At 74.9% G+C, this 17,017-nt stretch carries 16 protein-coding genes and 1 riboswitch; of the genes, 10 read left to right on the forward strand and 6 right to left on the reverse strand.

Translation table 11 applies throughout. The features are described 5' to 3' along the window. Positions 1 to 7 precede the first annotated feature (7 nt). A complete protein-coding gene (locus JOE63_RS19415; protein ID WP_204543095.1) occupies positions 8 to 901 on the forward strand; it encodes an LLM class flavin-dependent oxidoreductase in 894 nt (297 codons plus the stop codon). A 175-nt stretch (positions 902 to 1,076) separates the two neighbouring features. Beyond that, the gene (locus JOE63_RS19420; protein ID WP_157759479.1) at positions 1,077 to 1,277 is read left to right on the forward strand and encodes a DUF2510 domain-containing protein; all 201 of its coding nucleotides are present in this window, start codon (positions 1,077 to 1,079) and stop codon (positions 1,275 to 1,277) included. 26 nt (positions 1,278 to 1,303) lie between these two features. On the opposite strand, the gene JOE63_RS19425 is transcribed toward JOE63_RS19420, so the two are convergent. Continuing rightward, entirely contained in the window at positions 1,304 to 1,903 is a 600-nt protein-coding gene (locus JOE63_RS19425; protein ID WP_204543097.1) for a dihydrofolate reductase family protein, read from the reverse strand. Positions 1,904 to 2,088: 185 nt separating this feature from the next. Continuing rightward, the gene (locus tag JOE63_RS19430) at positions 2,089 to 3,990 is read right to left on the reverse strand and encodes an ABC transporter ATP-binding protein (RefSeq protein WP_204543099.1); all 1,902 of its coding nucleotides are present in this window, start codon (positions 3,988 to 3,990) and stop codon (positions 2,089 to 2,091) included. 146 nt (positions 3,991 to 4,136) lie between these two features. On the opposite strand from JOE63_RS19430, the gene JOE63_RS19435 reads away from it, so the two are divergent. The 3 genes from JOE63_RS19435 (at position 4,137) to JOE63_RS19445 (ending at position 5,497) form a co-directional block, all read left to right on the forward strand. After that, positions 4,137 to 4,775 carry a TetR/AcrR family transcriptional regulator gene (locus tag JOE63_RS19435; RefSeq protein WP_204543101.1) on the forward strand — a complete coding sequence of 213 codons (639 nt, stop codon included), beginning with the start codon at positions 4,137 to 4,139 and terminating at the stop codon, positions 4,773 to 4,775. Continuing rightward, complete coding sequence (locus JOE63_RS19440) at positions 4,772 to 5,059, forward strand: hypothetical protein (protein WP_239576766.1); 288 nt, start codon at positions 4,772 to 4,774, stop codon at positions 5,057 to 5,059. Before JOE63_RS19435 ends, JOE63_RS19440 begins: the two co-directional genes overlap by 4 nt. Positions 5,060 to 5,233: 174 nt before the next feature. Continuing rightward, the gene (locus tag JOE63_RS19445; protein WP_204543103.1) at positions 5,234 to 5,497 is read left to right on the forward strand and encodes a hypothetical protein; all 264 of its coding nucleotides are present in this window, start codon (positions 5,234 to 5,236) and stop codon (positions 5,495 to 5,497) included. An 18-nt stretch (positions 5,498 to 5,515) separates the two neighbouring features. On the opposite strand, the gene JOE63_RS19450 is transcribed toward JOE63_RS19445, so the two are convergent. Together JOE63_RS19450 and JOE63_RS19455 are read right to left on the reverse strand one after the other, a co-directional pair. Then, positions 5,516 to 8,170, reverse strand: a complete 2,655-nt coding sequence (locus JOE63_RS19450; RefSeq protein WP_204543860.1) for a polynucleotide kinase-phosphatase — start codon at positions 8,168 to 8,170, stop codon at positions 5,516 to 5,518. A gap of 68 nt (positions 8,171 to 8,238) precedes the next feature. Beyond that, positions 8,239 to 9,762, reverse strand: coding sequence for a 3' terminal RNA ribose 2'-O-methyltransferase Hen1 (locus JOE63_RS19455; RefSeq protein WP_204543105.1), 1,524 nt, complete (start codon positions 9,760 to 9,762; stop codon positions 8,239 to 8,241). Between the two features lie 184 nt (positions 9,763 to 9,946). On the opposite strand from JOE63_RS19455, the gene JOE63_RS19460 reads away from it, so the two are divergent. The 3 genes from JOE63_RS19460 (at position 9,947) to pnuC (ending at position 12,984) form a co-directional block, all read left to right on the forward strand. Continuing rightward, entirely contained in the window at positions 9,947 to 11,092 is a 1,146-nt protein-coding gene (locus JOE63_RS19460) for a class I SAM-dependent methyltransferase (protein WP_087469994.1), read from the forward strand. 46 nt (positions 11,093 to 11,138) lie between these two features. Beyond that, the gene (locus tag JOE63_RS19465) at positions 11,139 to 11,903 is read left to right on the forward strand and encodes a TetR/AcrR family transcriptional regulator (protein WP_087469995.1); all 765 of its coding nucleotides are present in this window, start codon (positions 11,139 to 11,141) and stop codon (positions 11,901 to 11,903) included. A gap of 102 nt (positions 11,904 to 12,005) precedes the next feature. Then, positions 12,006 to 12,129, forward strand: a riboswitch (FMN riboswitch). Positions 12,130 to 12,282: 153 nt separating this feature from the next. Further along, positions 12,283 to 12,984: a nicotinamide riboside transporter PnuC gene (gene pnuC, locus JOE63_RS19470; RefSeq protein ID WP_204543107.1), complete on the forward strand. Its 702-nt coding sequence runs from the start codon at positions 12,283 to 12,285 to the stop codon at positions 12,982 to 12,984. Between the two features lie 28 nt (positions 12,985 to 13,012). Here pnuC and JOE63_RS19475 read toward each other — a convergent pair whose 3' ends face one another. Beyond that, positions 13,013 to 13,678 (reverse strand): hypothetical protein, encoded by a 666-nt coding sequence (locus JOE63_RS19475; protein WP_204543109.1) that lies wholly within the window; start codon positions 13,676 to 13,678, stop codon positions 13,013 to 13,015. 9 nt (positions 13,679 to 13,687) lie between these two features. Continuing rightward, positions 13,688 to 14,032, reverse strand: a complete 345-nt coding sequence (locus tag JOE63_RS19480; protein ID WP_204543110.1) for a VOC family protein — start codon at positions 14,030 to 14,032, stop codon at positions 13,688 to 13,690. 195 nt (positions 14,033 to 14,227) lie between these two features. Between JOE63_RS19480 and JOE63_RS19485 the strand changes: the two genes are divergently transcribed. Both JOE63_RS19485 and JOE63_RS19490 read left to right on the forward strand, forming a co-directional pair. Beyond that, on the forward strand, positions 14,228 to 15,478 hold the full coding sequence (locus JOE63_RS19485) for an acyl-CoA dehydrogenase family protein (protein ID WP_204543111.1): 1,251 nt from the start codon (positions 14,228 to 14,230) through the stop codon (positions 15,476 to 15,478). A 114-nt stretch (positions 15,479 to 15,592) separates the two neighbouring features. Beyond that, positions 15,593 to 16,825 carry an acetyl-CoA C-acyltransferase gene (locus JOE63_RS19490; protein ID WP_204543112.1) on the forward strand — a complete coding sequence of 411 codons (1,233 nt, stop codon included), beginning with the start codon at positions 15,593 to 15,595 and terminating at the stop codon, positions 16,823 to 16,825. The last annotated feature ends 192 nt before the right edge of the window (positions 16,826 to 17,017 follow it).

Here is a 17,017-nt window from a genome sequence, read left to right on the forward strand (position 1 = left end):
GGCGACCATGCGCGTGAGCACCGTGATCCTGCCGATCTACCCGTGGCGCGAGGGCCGCGACGTGTGGCGCGAGGCCGACGACCTCGGGTTCCATGCCGCCTACACGTACGACCACCTGTCGTGGCGGACGTTCCGCGACGGGCCGTGGTTCGGCGCCGTCCCGACGCTCGCCGCCGCGGCGGGCGTGACGGAGCGAGTGCGGCTGGGCACGCTCGTGTCGTCGCCGAACTTCCGGGAGCCGGTGACGTTCGCGAAGGACGTGATGACCCTCGACGACCTCTCGGGCGGGCGCGTGACGGTCGGTCTCGGTGCGGGAACGACGGGCTTCGACGCGACGGTCCTCGGCGGCGAGCCGTGGTCCGCCCGCGAGCGCGCCGACCGCCTGCGTGACTTCACGGTCCTGCTGGACCGGCTGCTCACCGAGCCCGCGGTGACGCACGACGAGGGCCACTACCGCGCGCACGAGGCGCGGACCATCCCCGGCCCGGTCCAGTCCCCGCGCGTGCCGTTCGCGATCGCCGCGACGGGTCCGCGCGGGCTGCGGCTCGCCGCGCGCTACGGGCAGGCGTGGGTGACGACGGGCGACGGCCGCCTGGGAGACGACGCCACCCCGGCTCAGTCCCGCGCGGCGGTCCGTGAGCAGGTCGAGCGGCTCGAGGTTGCGTGCGCCGACGCCGGGCGCGACCCGGCGTCCGTCGAGCGGATCCTGCTCACCGGGTTCACGCCGGACCCCGCGCTGGAGTCGGTCGACGCGTTCGTCGAGACCGCGCACGGCTACGCGGAGGTCGGCATCACGGAGATCGTCCTCCACCGGCCCATCCCCGACACGCAGTTCGCCGCCGACGCGCGCGTCTTCGAGCGGATCGCGACCGACGGCGCCGCCGAGGTGGCCGGCCTCTGACAGTTCACTTCCCGCCCCGGCGACGAACCCACGGCCGTCGGGCCACGGCGCCGCGGACGCGGTGATTCGCGACCGGAAGGAACCTCGCGAGGCCCTGCTGCGTGAAAGAGGTGGGAGCTCGGTGACACAGGCCAGTAGAAGAGTGGCTCACCGGTTCGTGGCGCGAGGAGGCGACGTGCGCAAGGCAGCGGCGGGGTGGTACGCGGACGCGCCGGGCTCCGGGAGCGAGCGCTGGTACGACGGCGCGGCGTGGACCGACCGCACCCGCGCGCGCCGCCCGTCGGAGGACACGGGGCTGTGGCGGCGGGTCCTCGTCGTCGGGTCGGTCGTCGTGCTCGTCGTCGCCGCCCCGCTCCTGCTCGCCGTGCTCGGCTGAGGCCCCGCCGACGACGACGCGGCCCGTCAGCCGAGCGGGCCCCGCACCCAGTAGGTGACGTGCGTGACGAGCGACGCCGCGCGCACGGCGACGGTCTCGAGCGCGAGGGGCGGGACGCCGTCGAGCACGCGGTCCCCGTGCCCGAGGACCTGCGGCACGACGTGCAGGCGGAGCTCGTCGAGGAGGCCGGCCGCGATCGTCTGGTTGATGGTCGCGGCGCCGCCCGCGATGGAGACGTCCCGGTCGCCCGCCGCCTCTCGCGCCTGCGCGACGGCGGACTCGATGCCGTCGGTGACGAAGAAGAACGTGGTCCCGCCCTCCATGACGAGCGGCTCCCGCGGGTGGTGGGTGAGGACGAACACCGGCCCGTGGTACGGCGGCTCCGGCCCCCACCAGCCACGCCAGTCGAGGTCCCACTCACCGCGGCCCGCCGTGAACATGTTCCGCCCCATGACGAACGCCCCCGCCGCGACGATCGCCTCCATCTCGGCGGCGTTCTCGTCGGCCGTCTCGGTCATCCACCGGTGCAGGTCCACGCCCTCGCCGAAGGGGTGCTCCAGCGTCTGGTCGGGCCGGGACGAGAACCCGTCCACCGACACCGCCACGTCGCACGTCACGTTCCCCATGCCACCCTCACCCTCCGCGGTCCGCGCGAGCCGCGACCGCCGTCGTCCAGCCTGACGCCACCTCCGACCGCCCGCGCACCCGGAACTCATCGCGCTACCGAGCACGAGTGCTGCGTCCGCGCTCGAACGATGCGTTCCTGGACGCATCGCTCGTGCGGGAGCGCATCCCACGGCGGGCGCCGCGGCTACCTCGGGGTCGCGACCTCCTCGGTCGCGATGCGGAGGGCGGCGACGAGCTCGCGGTAGAGCTCGTCGGTCGCGAGGAGCTCGGCGTGGGTGCCGCGCGCCCGGACGCGACCGTCCTCCATGACGAGGATGAGGTCGGCGTCGATCACGGTGGACAGCCGGTGCGCGATGGTCACGACGGCGCGGTCGCGGGCGAGGTCCTCGATGACGGCGTGCACGGCGGCCTCGGTGAGCCCGTCGACCTGGGCCGTCGCCTCGTCGAGGAGCAAGACGTCGGGCGCGTGCAGGACGGCGCGCGCGAGGGCGACGCGCTGGCGCTCGCCACCCGAGACGGTCGTCCCGACGAGGGAGGTGTCGAGCCCGTCGGCGAGCGAGCGCACCTTGGCCTCCAGCCGGACCTTCGCGAGCGCGGCCCACATGGCCTCGTCGGTGGCGCCGGGGTCGGAGAGGTGCAGGTTCTCGCGGATCGTCCCCGGCACGACAGGTGTCTCCTGCTCGACGTACGCGAAACGGCGCCGGACGTCGTCGAACGTGAGGTCGTCGTACGGCACGCCGTCGAGGAGGATCTGCCCGGACTCGGGCTGGAGGAACCGCAGCAGCAGCGAGAACGTCGTGGTCTTGCCCGCGCCCGACGGCCCGACGATCGCGACCTGCCCGCGGTGCGGCACGTCGAGGTCGAGGTCACGGACCACGGGCTCGCCGCCGGGCAGGTAGCGCGCCGTGACGCCCCGCAGGGACAGCCGCGGCGTCCCGGTCGCGTTCCCGTCGGTGCTCGACGCCGCACCCGCCTCGGCCGGTCGGCCCGCCTCCGCGCGGGCCGGGTCGAGCGACGTCGAGCCCGCCTGGACCGGCCGGGCCGCGTCGTCGTCCTCCTCCGGCTCGATCGCCTGGACCTCGCTGATCCGGCCCGCGGCGGCGATGCCGGCCTGGAGCTGGGTGACGTTCATGGTCAGCCCGGTGACGGGCTCGACGATCTGGAACGCGTAGAGGAGGAACGCGACGAGGCTCGACACGGCGAGCAGCCCCTCGTCGACGCGCCACGCGCCGAGCGCGAGGATGACGATGATCGCGAGCTGGATCCCGCCGCCCGCGATGGTCCACGCGACCGCCTCCGTGCGCACGGCCCGGACGCTGTGCCGTGCGGACGCCTGCGCGTCGTCGAGCACGCGGTCGATCTGGCGGCCCTCGGCCCGGCTGGCCTTGATCGTGCGGATCGCGCGGAGGCCGCCCTCGAGCGTCCCGCCGAGGCTGCCGAGCGACTCCTGCGCCTTCTCCTGCGCCTTGGCGATCCGCGGCATGAGCGCCCCCACGAGCACGGCGATGACGACGATCGCGCCGAGCGTCGTGCCGAGCAGCACGATGTCGAGCACGCCCATGAGGATGACCGTCCCGACGAGCGACACGGCGAAGTTGACGAGGTTGACGATGCTCGACGACGCCGCCTCGCGCAGCAGCACGGTGTCGGACGTGACACGCGTGACGAGCTCGCCCGTCGGGCGCCCGGTGAGCGCGCCGATCCGCGCGCGGAAGTAGCGCCGGACCATGGACGACCGCGCGTCGAGCACGACCCGCTCGGCGAGCGTGCCGAGCAGGATCCACTGCCACAGGCCGAGCACGAGGCCGACGACGAGCAGCCCGACGAGCGTGAGGACCGCCGGGGTCAGCGACTCCCCCGTCCCGAGGGTGTCGAGGACCCACTTGGTGACCATCGGGGTCGCCAGAGCAGCGGCGGTGGTGCCCAGCCCCAGGACGAGCCCGAGCAGGAGCGTGCGACGGTGCGGCCGGACGAACTCCCAGAGCACCTTGAGGCGCGGGAGGAACGGACTTTTCGGAGCGGCGGTCGTGGCGGGCGTCGTGGTCGGCGGGTCGGGGGCGTCGGTCGTGGACATGGCGTCAACCATGGTTGACATCCTCTCTCCGTGTCAACTGTGGTTGACGCAGGCGGGGTGGGTCCGGAGTGATGGAACAGGAGTTTCCACTAGTGGAACATGCTTGTTCCACTAGTGGCAAGAGGTGTTCCAGGGTCAGGAGGGCTATCGTGGGCCGCGTGACGGCACGAACCAGCGCGCGGGAGGCCACCACCGCGGCAGTCCCCACCGAGGCGGCCGACGGCGGCCCCCCGGAGAGCGGCACGCGCGCCCGCACGCGGCGCGCGATCCTCGACGCCGCGGTCGCGGTGCTCAGCACGGACAAGTCCGCGTCGCTCGGCGACGTCGCCCAGGCCGCGCAGGTGGGACGCACGACGCTGCACCGCTACTTCCCCGAGCGCGCCGACCTCGTCGAGGCGATCGGCGCCGAGGCCGTCGAGCGCACGCGCGCCGCGATCGTCGCGGCCCGGCTCGACGACGGCCGCCCCGCCGCGGCCCTGCGTCGCCTCGCCTTCGAGTACTTCGACCTGGGCCCCTGGTACATGGTCCTGTTCAACGAGATGTCGGACGGCGAGGCAGAGTTCTGGGCGGAGGCCGAGGACGCCGAGGAGCCCGTCCGGGAGCTGTTGCGCCGCGGGCAGGAGAGCGGCGTCGTCGACGACCAGCTCAGCGTCTCGTGGATCGTCCGCACCCTGTGGTGGACGTTGTTCAACGCCTGGTCCATGGCCGGCGACGGGGAGATCTCCCGCGCGGACGCGCTGCGCATGGCCGTCCGCAGCATCGAGGGCGTCACGCTCGCCCGTGAGGCCCGCCCGTGACCTCCGCACCGGGCCCGGCCCCGCGGCCCGGTATCGGCGAGCGCCTGCGGCGCTGGTGGCAGCGGGCCGACGACGTGCGCACGGGCGTGCGGTGGGCGAGCGTCGGGACGGTCTTCGGCGGGATCGCCGTCGCGCTCGTGTGCCTCGTGCTCGTGCTGCGCGGCCGCGTCTGGGCGTGGTTCCCGCTCCTGGTCGCCGCCGCCGTCGCGCTCCGCGAGGTCCGCTACCTCCAGCGCGCCGCACGCGGCGGCCGGCCCCGCTACCAGGAGAACGCGCCCCGCTGAGTCCCCGGGGGACGTGACCCGCGCGGCCCACGGGGAGGCACCCCTCGTCATCCGGAGGTCGCACCCCGGTGGACCGCAGGATCCACCGGACGGGCGACGCGCCGCGGGCGGGTCGCCGGGAAGACTGGAGGCACGGCGTCGGGCAGCGGCGCCGAGACCTCCGGAGGCGCTCCCGTGACGACCCCGACCCACGCCCGGGACGCTGCGTCCCCCGAGCAGCTCCCCGAGCCGTCCCCCGAGCAGTCGTCTGCGCGCGCGGCCGCACGCGGCCTGCGCTTCACCGCGCGTCGCGCTGCGCGACGCCGTGACGCCGACCCCGAGCAGCGCCCGGCCGTGCCGCCGGTCGAGCGGGCGAACGGCTGGCTCGTCGCGGTGGCGGTGCTCGGTGCCGCGGTCCTCTTCTCCGTCCTCGCGATGAACGCCTTCATGGGCGGCTGACGCCCCGCACGCCACCCGTCACAGTCGAGGGTCGACAGGCTCCGACTCCAGCGCCAGCACCGCGAACACCGGCTCGTGGACGCGCCAGGTCGGCTCGCCGCGCGCCACCCGGTCGAGCGCCTCGAGGCCGAGCGCGTACTCGCGCAGCGCGAGCGAGCGCTTGCGCCCGAGCGACCGTTCGCGCAGCCGTTCGAGGTTGCGCTCCTCCGTGTACTCGGGGCCGTAGATGATGCGCAGGTACTCGCGGCCACGGACCTTGAGCCCGGGCTGCACGAGCCCACCACCCTTCCCGGGCGCGCCCCGGCGCCGCACGAGGTTGGCGAGCGGCTTGACCACCATGCCCTCACCTCCGGCCGCCGTGAGCGCCTCCCACCAGGCCGTCCCCTCGGCACGCGACGTGTCGTCGGCGAGGTCGACGACGACGCGCCGCGTCGTGCGGAACAGTGCCGGGTCGGCCGCGACGAGCTCGTCCGCGACGTCGAGGTGCCACAGGTGGTCGCGCTCGGCGTACGTCGTCCCGGACGCCTCCGCGGGCCCGGGCCGCGCGGACGTCCCGCTCGCGAGCACCTGGAACGGCGCGACCTGCACGCCGCGCAGCGGGTCGAGGTCGTCCGACCCGGTGGCCCCCGTGTCCCACCGGTACCGCCGGTACGACTCGACGAACAGCTCGGCGCCGGTCGACCGCCGCGCGGTCCGACGCCGGAGCTCACCGACGTCGACACCCCGCGCCTCCGCCGCGGCGAGGGCCGCGAGCGCCGACGGCATGACGGCCCGCGCGGCGGCCCCGACGCTCGCGTACTGGTCGCGCAGGAGCTGGTCGGCCTTGAGCGACCACGGCAGGACCTCGGCGTCGAGCAGCACCCAGTCGGCGCCGAGCGCGTCCCACGTCCCGGCCGCGTCGAGGGCCGCGGCGACGCGCCCGAGCAGCAGCGCCGTCGTCGGCTCGTCGAGGAACGACCGTCCCGTCCGCGTGTGCACCGCGCCGGGCGCGTCGATCCCGAACCGCTCGGCGACGACGCGCGACCCGTCCGCCGACCCCGAGTCGCGCGCGACCAGCAGGACCGCGCGCGACCCCATGTGCTTCTCCTCGCACACGACCCGGTCGACGCCGTCGCGGGCGAACGCGGCGAACGCGCCGTCGGGGTGCTCGAGCAGGCCGGGCCGCGTCGAGGTCGCGACGGGGCTCATGGTCGGCGGCAGGTACAGCAGCAGTCGCGGGTCGACGGCGAACCGGCTCATCACCTCCAGCGCGCCGGCCGCCTGCTCCTCGCCGACGGTCACGCGCCCGTGCGTCGCGGTCTCGACGGCGCGGCGCCCGAGCACGTCGGCCACGGAGAGCAGGTCGGGCTCGCGCGCCGGCGCTCCCCCGTCCACCGCGTCGTCGGGCAGGAACGGGCGCGCGGGCGCGTAGTACTCGCGCGCCGCGGGGACCTGCACCAGCTCCTTCTCCGGGTAGCGCAGCGCGGACAGCCTCCCGCCGAACACGCACCCGGTGTCGAGGCACATCGTGTTGTTGACCCACTCGGCGTCGGGCGTCGGCGTGTGCCCGTAGAGGACCATGGCGCGACCGCGGTAGTCGTCCGCCCACGGGTAGCGCACGGGCAGGCCGAACTCGTCGGTCTCGCCGGTCGTGTCCCCGTAGAGCGCGAAGCTCCGCACCCGGCCCGACGCGCGCCCCTGGTAGGACTCCTTGAGCCCGGCGTGCGCGACGACGAGCCGGCCGTCGTCGAGCACGAGGTGGGAGACGAGGTCGCGGCAGAACTCCGCGACCTCGCGCCGGAACTCCTCGGGCTCCTCGGCGAGCTGGGCGAGCGTCGTCTCCAGGCCGTGGGAGACCTTGACGTCACGACCGCCGAGCGCGCGGACGAGCTTGTGCTCGTGGTTGCCCGGCACCGCGAGCGCGTGACCCGCCCGGACCATGCCCATGGCGAGCCGCAGCACTCCCGGGGAGTCCGGGCCGCGGTCGACCAGGTCGCCGAGGAAGATCGCGCGACGGGCCTCGGGGTGCGCGGCATCGACGGGCCGGCCCGCGTCGTCGCGCACGACGGCGTAGCCCAGCTTCCCGAGGAGCGTCACCAGCTCGTCGAGGCAGCCGTGCACGTCACCGATCGCGTCGAACGGGCCGTGCTCGTCGCGACGGTCGGTGAGCAGCGGCGTGCGCACGATGCGCGCCGCCGCGACGTCGTCCTCCCCGTGCAGCACGTGCACGGTGCGGAACCCCTCGCGCTGCAGGCTCTTGAGCGACGACCGCAGCGCCGCGCGCTGCCGCTTCACGACGTGCGCGCCGAACCCGCGGTCCGCGCGCGCGGCGTTGCGCTCGACCGCGACCTTCTCCGGCACGTCGAGGACGATCGCGACGGGCAGGACGTCGTGGGCGCGCGCCAGCGCGACGAGGGGCTTGCGCGCCTCGCGCTGCACGTTCGTCGCGTCGACGACGGTGAGCAGGTTCGCCTCGAGCCGCTTCGACACGATGGTCTCGAGCACCTCGAACGCAGCCCTCGTGGCCGCCTGGTCGTTCTCGTCGTTCGACACGAGCCCGCGGCACACGTCCGACGACACCGTCTCGTACGGTCCGAACCGCTCGCGAGCGAACGTCGACTTCCCCGAGCCGGAGACGCCGACGAGCACCACGAGGCTCGACGCGGGGACGCGCAGGTCGCGCGTCGCCCCCATGCTCTCGGTCGTGGGCTCCGTCGCGTCCTCGGCCGCGGGCTCGCTCGTCCGCGCCGTCGTGCGCTCGCTCATCGGGCCTCCTCCCCGTCGCGCGTGCCAGGTCCTGCCGCGGTCGTCCCGCCCTGCTCGACGGCACCCTCCGGCACGAGCGTGAGGACCACGAGCTGCGTGGGCGCCCCGACGTCCGGGGAGATCGGGCCGACGTCGCGGTGCTCGACCGTGTACCCGTACCGGTCGGCGACCGCGGCAGCCCACGCGCGCAGCTCGGCGCGCGTCCACTCGAACCGGTGGTCGGGGTGCCGCACCGGGCGTCCGCCCGGCCCGTCGAGCAGGTTCGGGTAGTGCACGTTGTACTCGGCGTTGGGCGTCGTGACGACGACGGTGCGCGGTCGCGCGTGCCCCAGCACCGCGTGCGCCAGCGCGTCGAGGCGCGACGGCTCCACGTGCTCGACGACCTCCATGAGAACCGCGGCGTCGAACCCCGTGACCCGGTCGTCGGTGTAGGTGAGGGACGACTGGAGCAGGCGCACGCGCTCGCGCTCGGCGTCGCTCGCGTCGTGCAGGCGCAGCCGCGCGGCGGCGCGCTCGAGCTCGCGCGCGGAGACGTCGGTGCCGAGGACGCGGGTGAACGTCCGGTCGGCGGCGAGGCGGCGCAGGAGCGCGCCCTCCCCGCACCCGAGGTCGACGACGGTCCGCGCGCCGACCTCGTGCAGGACCGCGAGCACCGCGTCCGCGCGCTGCCGGGCGAGCGGCGGCTCCGGCGCGTCGGACCCGGCTGACGCCGCGTCGTCGGGCGAGGCGCCGCCGTCGGGCTCGACCGCGTCCACGAGCGCGTCGCCGTCGAGCGCGGCGAGACGCGCCGTCGCGTCCTCGACGTAGCGGCGCTGGTGCGCGAGGTAGCGCCGCAGGATCTGCGCGCGCTCGGGGTGGTCGGCGAGCCAGCCGCCGCCCGCGCGCACGAGCTTGTCCACCTCGTCCGTGGAGACCCAGTAGTGCTTGGCGTCGTCGAGCACGGGCAGCAGCACGTAGAGCTGCGCGAGCGCGTCGGCGAGACGGCGCGTGCCGCGCAGGCGCAGGTCCACGTACCGCGAGGCGCCCCATGCCGGGACGGTCGGGTCGAGCGGCTCCGCGGTCGCGGTGACGTGCCAGCCCAGCGGCTCGAACAGCCGCCGCGCGAGGTCGGCCCCGCCCCGGCACGGCAGCGAGGGCACGTGCACGTCCAGCGGGAGCTCGACGTCCACGAGGCCCGGCCGCGCGTCGCACCGGCCGGCCATCGCCGTCGCGAACACCTTCCCCAGCGCGACCGCGACCATCGACGACGCGGCGTAGGGCCGGTCGTTGACGTACTGCGCGAGCGCGAAGGCGTCCCCGCCGCCGAAGCGCTTGTTCCGCACGATCCCCACCGGGTCGACCTCGAGCAGCAGCGCGACCTCGCACCGCTCCGCCGTCGCCTCGGGGTAGAAGACGTGCGCGCGGCCCACGGGCAGGTCGAACACCTGGGCGCGGTCCGGGTGCTTGTGCAGCAGGAACCCGAGGTCGGTGGCGTCGTCGAGCGTCCCCGGGGACGCCGTCGCGGCGAGGGTCACGAGCATGGCCGCCATGGTGCCATCCGGCGGCGGGCAGGGCACCGGGATTGTCGACGACCGCGCGGCCTGTGGACGACCGAAGTTTCAGCCGCTCCGGCCATCGACGCGGACGCTCCGGAGGTCTACCGTCGAACCACGGGCGCCGCTGCCCACGGCACGCGCCCGGCCAACGTCCAGCCGGAGGCCGCGCATGGTCGCCACAGCCGAGAACGGGCCCCCGGGCCCGGGGGACGCCGACGCGTTCGCCGAGCGCCTGTTCGCCGCGACGCTCGGCGCGATCGACGTCCTGTCCGTCCACGTCGGCGACCGGCTCGGGTGGTACCGCGCGCTCGTCGACGCCGGCCCTCTCACCTCGACCGGGCTCGCCGAGCGCACCCGCACCCACGAACGGTACGCGCGCGAGTGGCTGGAGCAGCAGGCGGCCAGCGGGATCCTCGCCGCCGAGGACCCGGGCGCCGGCCCCGCGCTCGCCGCCGACCCGGCCGCGGCCGCCCGCGAGCGCCTCTACTCCCTGCCGGCCGCGCACGCGGAGGTGCTCACCGACACGACCTCGCTCGCGTACGTCGCGCCGCTCGCACGCTTCGTCGGCGCGATCGGCCCACAGCTCCCGCACCTGCTCGACGCGTACCGCACGGGCGGCGGCGTGTCCTGGGACCAGCTCGGCGACGACGCGCGCGAGGCCCAGGCCGAGGTCAACCGGCCGTGGTTCGAGCGCGAGCTCGCGCCGACTCTCGCGCGGGTCCCCGCGGTCCACGACGCGCTGAGCCGACCCGGGGCGCGGGTGGTCGACGTCGGGTGCGGGTTCGGGTGGTCGACGCTCGCGCTCGCGCGCGCGTACCCGGACGCGGTGCTCCACGGCGTCGACGTCGACCGGCCATCGGTCGCGGCGGCCCGCGCCGCAGCCGAGGAGGCGGGGCTCGCCGACCGCGTGACCTTCCACCTCACCGACGCCGCCGAGCTCGGGCTCGTCGAGCCCGCCGGGCTGCCGTTCGACGCCGCGTTCGCGTTCGAGTGCGTCCACGACATGCCGCGCCCCGCCGCGGTGCTCGACGCCGTCCGTCGCGCGGTCCGGCCCGACGGCGTCGTGGTCGTCATGGACGAGGCCGTCGGCGAGGAGTTCACCGCGCCCGCCGACGACGTCGACCGGGTCATGTACGGGTACAGCCTCTTCGTGTGCCTCCCCGACGGGCTGTCGTCCCCGCCGTCCGTCGGCACCGGGACCGTCATGCGCCCCGCGACGCTGCGCCGCTACGCGCGCGACGCCGGGTTCGCGGACGTCGAGGTGCTGCCCGTGGACGACTTCTCCTTCTTCCGGTTCTACCGGCTGCTGCCCTGACCGCCCGGACGAGGCGCGCGACCGGTACCGGTGTACCGTCCGGTGCATGACCGACGTCCGCAGCCGCACCCATGCCCAGGCCGTCGACGCAGCGATCGAGCTCTTCACCCGCAAGGGGTACGAGCAGACGACCGTCGAGGAGATCGCCGACGCCGCCCAGGTCAGCCGCGCCACCTTCTTCCGCCGCTACGGCTCCAAGGAGGACGTGGTCTTCGCGGACCACGAGCTCCTGCTCGACGAGGTCGTCGTCATGCTGGCCGCGACCCGACCCGTGCCCGACGCCGAGGGACGGCTCACGCCGGACCCCGCCGTCGACCCGTACGTCGAGGTGTGCCGCGCGGCGCGGCTCGTGTTCGACCACCACGTCGGGCAGCGGGAGACGTCGCTCGCGCGGTGGCAGCTCCTCCAGCAGGTGCCGGCGCTGCGCGACCGCGAGCTGGTCACGACCCATCGCTACGAGCGCGCGTTCACCGCGTACCTGCGCGACGCGCTCCCGCCCGACGAGCGCCGCTCGACCGCGTCCATCGCGTTCGCCGCGTCGGTCGTCGCCGTGCACAACGCGCTCCTGCGCCGGTGGCTGCGCTCCCCCGACCAGGACCTGCGCCCCCAGCTCGAGGAGGCGTTCGCGGACCTGCGCCGCGCCGCCGTCGGCCGGTACGCCGCACCGGACGACGCCGCGTCGGCCGATCGTCGCGGCACCGGGGACGGTGTGCCCGGGCGCCGTGTCGTCGTCACCGTGGTCGAGGCCGGGACGGACGCCCAGGGCGTCGCGGACGACGTCGCGCGCGCCGTGCGCGACGCCCTCGCCTGAGCCCGTCCGCCTCCCGTCCCAGCCCGTGGGACGGTCCGCGGCGCGCTCCGCGCGCGGGGAATGCGCCGGTAGCATCGGCGGTTGCAGAACGCAGTACGCACGAACGTGCTCCGGGGTCGGTGCAATTCCGAGCCGGCGGTGACAGTCCGCGACCCGCGCCCACGCGCGGTTGACCTGGTGGAACTCCAGGACCGACGGTGACAGTCCGGATGGGAGGAAGCACGTGCGGCGCGGCCGTCCTCGGCCGGGCTCCCACGAGCCCGCGCGACGGGGCGCGGCCTCGCCGTGGTGAGCGACGCCGTCGGGCCGCCCTGGGCGCCCGGCCCCGCCGCCCGCCCTCACCCCGGAGCCGCCGTGCCCGGGAGGACGAGGACATCCGATGGACCTGATCCACGCGCTGTTCGACGCGCAGCTCACGATCGGCGACCAGCACCTGCTGTGGCGCGAGATCGTGGGCAACGGGTTCGGCCTGGCGTCGGCGCTGGGCGGCATGCGGCGCAAGGTGTGGGCGTGGCCGGTGGGCATCGTCGGCAACCTGCTGCTGCTCACGGTGTTCCTCGGCGCGGTGTTCGCGACCCCCAACCCCGTGAACCTGCTCGGCCAGGCCGGGCGGCAGGTCATGTTCGTGGTCGTGTCGGTGTACGGGTGGGTGCAGTGGCGCCGGACCCAGGCTCGGCTCGGCGAGACCGACGCGGACAGCCACGGCGTCGCCGTCGTGCCGCGCTGGGCGTCGTGGCGTCAGCGCGCGTTCCTCGTCGTCGCGCTCGTCGGCGGGACGGCGCTGCTCACGCCCCTGTTCCGCGCGCTCGAGTCGTACGAGCCCGTCTGGGCCGACGCGTGGATCTTCATGGGCTCGTTGCTCGCGACGTACGGCATGGCGAAGGGCTGGGTCGAGTTCTGGCTGATCTGGGTCGCGGTGGACGTCGTGGGCGTGCCGCTGCTGATCTCGGCCGGCTTCTACGCGTCCGCGTTCATGTACGTGTTCTACGGCGCGTTCACGCTCGTCGGGTTCTTCGTGTGGTGGCGCATCAACCGGCGCGCGACGGCCGAGGCCACCGAGGCGGCGGGCGCACCCGCCTGAACCACGGGCCGGCAGCCGTGACCGCGGGTCAGTCGTCGAACAGCATCCTGTCCGACGGCGCGGCCCGGCTCGCGCGCAGCGCCGGGTCCGCGCAGATCGCCTCGACGAGCGCGTCGTTCCCGCCCACGTAGGTGGCGGCGGCGTCGATCTCGGTCCCGACGAACCACGACCGGTCCTCGGGCCACCACAGGTTGGGCGGCTGCTCGTGGTCGCGGAACGCGCCGACGTCGGCGAGCGCCCCCGTCCACAGGTGGTACTCACGGTGCGGGAGCAGGAGCATCGGGGCGGCCGGGCGCTCGACGAGCGTCGGCGTGAGCTGCTCCCACGCCTCGGCGACCGCACGCTCGATCTCCTCGGGGGTCGGCCGCGGCTCGTCCTCGGGCCACCCGACCAGCGGCGCGACGCCCGAGCTCGCGCGCGGGTCCGTGCCGTGGTCGTAGAGGAACGCGTGGCCCGTCCACAGGGCGAGGTGCACGGGCTGGTCCCCGGTGAAGGGCGCGAGCACCCCGACCAGGGCGTCGGTCCGCGTCGCGAGCGTGACGTCGTCGTCCCACTCGGGGTGCGGGACGCACGCGTACGCCGCGAACCCGCGGGGGACGGTGCCGTCGACGCGCGGGCCGAACTCTCCGAGCCGCGCCGCGATCCACGCGCCCGCGGAGGCGTTGTCGTCCCAGTCCACCCGCGCGCCCGTCATTCCCGCACCCTACGACGGGAGCGCACCGCTGATCCCGAGCTCGTTGCCGTCCGGGTCGCGGAACACGGTCTTCACGATCCCGCCGTCGTACGTCTCGCGGCGGTCCGGCTCGATCCCCCGGCCGGACGCCGCGGCGAGGAACGCGTCGACGTCGTCGCGGAACACGGTGACCACGCCGTGGCCGGCGTGCTCGGGCACCTGCTCGACGACGAGCCACCGGCGCTCGGCGAGCTCCCAGACGGACTCGGTGGGCGTCGCGACGAACGTCGGGTCCGCACCCAGGAGGCGGGCGTACCAGTCGCGCGCGGGGTCGTGGTCGCGCACGTGCATCGTCACGAACAGGTCGAGGGACATCTCTCGACGGTAGGACGGGGCCCGCGGGGTCGCACGGCGTCACGATCCGATGCGATACGCCGTCTCAGATTGACTGATACCCGGTATCGCTGCACTATGGGAGAGACCGCCGCCGACGCCGGGCCCGCACCCGGGAACCCGCGCCGGAGCCGGTCGCGCACGACCGACCGCAGCCGCCCTCCCAGGGGAGCACCGATGCCCACCACCCCGATCATGCCCGGAGTCACCGAGCCCACCTACGACCTCGCGACCCCGCTCGACCTCGACTACGCCGGCGCGTTCGCCGACGCGACCGAGGCGGACCGCGCCCACCAGCAGCGCGTCCGGCAGTTCGTCCAGGACGAGGTGCTCCCGGTCATCGACGACTACTGGGAGCGCGCCGAGGTCCCGTCCGACCTCGTCAAGCGCATGGGCGAGCTCGACCTCCTGCGCGACGGCGTCGACGTCGAGGGCCGCCCGCGCGTGAGCCTGCTCGGCGCGGGACTCGCCGCGATGGAGATGTCGCGCGGCGACGGCTCCGTCGCGACGATCTGCGGCGTCCAGGGCGGCCTCGCGCTGCGCAGCATCCAGATGCTCGGCTCCGACGAGCAGAAGGCGAAGTACGCCGAGCCCATGGCGCGCGGGGAGATCCTCGGCGCGTTCGCGCTCACCGAGCCCACCCACGGCTCGGACTCCGTCTCGCTCGAGACGACGGCGCGCAAGGAGACCCGCGACGGCGTCGAGGGCTACGTGCTGAACGGCGAGAAGAAGTGGATCGGCAACGGGTCGTCGGGCCACATCACGGTCGTGTGGGCGCGGCTGGTCGGCGACACCGAGGACAGAGCCGACAACCAGGTCCACGGGTTCGTCGTGCCGCAGGACACCCCCGGCTACACCGGCACGACCATCACCGGCAAGGTGTCGCTGCGCGCGATCTGGCAGGCGCACGTCGTGCTCGACGACGTGTTCGTCCCTGCCGAGAACGCCCTGCCGGGCGCGCGGTCGTTCAAGGACACCTCGCGCGTGCTCTTCGCGACGCGCCTCGGGGTGGCGTGGGCCGCCGTCGGGCACGCGGTGGCCTGCTACGAGGCCGCGGTCGCGTACGCGAAGCAGCGCGTCCAGTTCGGCCGCCCGCTCGCCGCGAACCAGATGGTCCAGGAGCGCCTGACCAGGATGCTCTCGACGATCACGCAGCTCCAGCTCCTCGTCGCGCAGATGACGCGGCTCGATGAGGCCGGGACGCTCACCGGTCCGCAGGCGTCGCTCGCCAAGTACACGTGCACGCGCGGGGCGCGCGAGGTCGCGGCGAGCGCGCGCGACCTGCTGGGCGGCAACGGCATCCTGCTGCGGAACCGCGTCGCGCGGCACTTCGCCGACGTCGAGGCCCTGCACACGTACGAGGGCACCGAGTCCGTCCAGGCGCTCATCGTCGGGCGCGACATCACGGGCGTCTCCGCGTTCGTCTGACGGTCCCGAGGGCGCACGCCCTCCCCCCGCTCCCCGGCGCCGCTCGCCCCTCCTCGCGGCGCCGGGGCTCCTTCCTGTTCGCCCCGTCTCCTCGCCCTCCCGGATCGGAGTCCCATGAGCACCGACGCCACCACACTGCCCGACGGCGCAGCCGTCACCCCCGAGGACGAGGTCACCCCGGTCCTCCTGCACGGCGCGCGCACCCCGTTCGCGCGTTTTCGTGGGGGCCTCGCCTCGCTGTCCGCCGCCGAGCTCGGCGCGCACGCGATCCGCGGCGCGCTCGCGGCGTCGGGTGTCGCGCCGGAGCAGGTCGACACGGTGATCGTCGGGCAGGTCGTCCAGGCGGGCGCCAAGCAGGGGCCCGCGCGCCAGGCCGCGATCCTCGCGGGGATCGGCTGGGACGTGCCCACCGTGACGATCAACAAGCTGTGCCTCTCGGGGCTCACCGCGATCATCGACGCGGCCCGCCTGGTCCGCACGGGCGAGGCGAGCGTCGTCGTCGCGGGCGGCCAGGAGTCCATGACGAACGCGCCGCACCTGGTGGTCGGGTCGCGCTCCGGGTTCGCGTTCGGGGACGTGACGATGGCCGACTCGCTCACGCACGACGGCCTCAACGACCCGTTCAGCGGCGAGGTCATGGGCGAGCTCACCGACCGCGGTTGCGCGACGCGCGGCATCGGACGACCGGAACAGGACGCGTTCGCCCTGCGCTCGCACCAGCGGGCCGCCGCCGCGCGCGACGCCGGGCGCCTCGCCGAGGAGATCACGCCGGTCGAGGTGCCGCAGCGCCGGGGCGAGCCGGTCGTCGTCGCGCACGACGAGGGCGTGCGCGCCGACACGACGCTCGAGGCCCTGGAGCGCCTGCGCCCGGCCTTCGTCACGGACGGGACCATCACCGCGGGGTCCAGCTCGCCGCTGTCCGACGGCGCGGCGGCGGTCGTCGTCGCGAGCCGCGCCTTCGCCAAGCGCAACGGGCTGTCGTGGCTCGCCGAGATCGGGGCCGCGGGCCAGGTCGCGGGGCCGGACAGCTCGCTGCACTCCCAGCCGGCGCGGGCCATCGAGGCCGCCGTGAAGCGCGAGGGCGTCGCTGCCGCGGACCTCGACCTCGTCGAGATCAACGAGGCGTTCGCGGCGGTGGCGCTCCAGTCGGTCGCCGACCTCGGCATCGACGCGGACGTCGTGAACACCGACGGCGGCGCCATCGCGCTCGGCCACCCCGTCGGTGCGTCGGGCGCCCGGCTCGCGCTGCACCTCGCGCTCGCGCTGAAGCGCCGCGGCGGTGGCATCGGCGCGGCGGCGCTGTGCGGGGGCGGCGGGCAGGGCGACGCCCTGATCCTGCGCGCCTGACGGCCTCGTCAGGCGCGGCGCGATAGTCCGCCGCACGCGCTTGCCCGAGCGAACCACCCGACCCTGGTGCACGATGCTGCACCAGGGTCGGCGCGTTTCGGCCGCCACGGTGTGACGCAGATCGCGCCGAGGTCGGCCGAAATCGCGTCATGGATCGCGTCGGGCGCGGTCTCTCTCCCTGGAAACGCCCCC

Source organism: Cellulosimicrobium cellulans (genome assembly GCF_016907755.1).
Taxonomy (GTDB): domain Bacteria; phylum Actinomycetota; class Actinomycetes; order Actinomycetales; family Cellulomonadaceae; genus Cellulosimicrobium; species Cellulosimicrobium cellulans_D.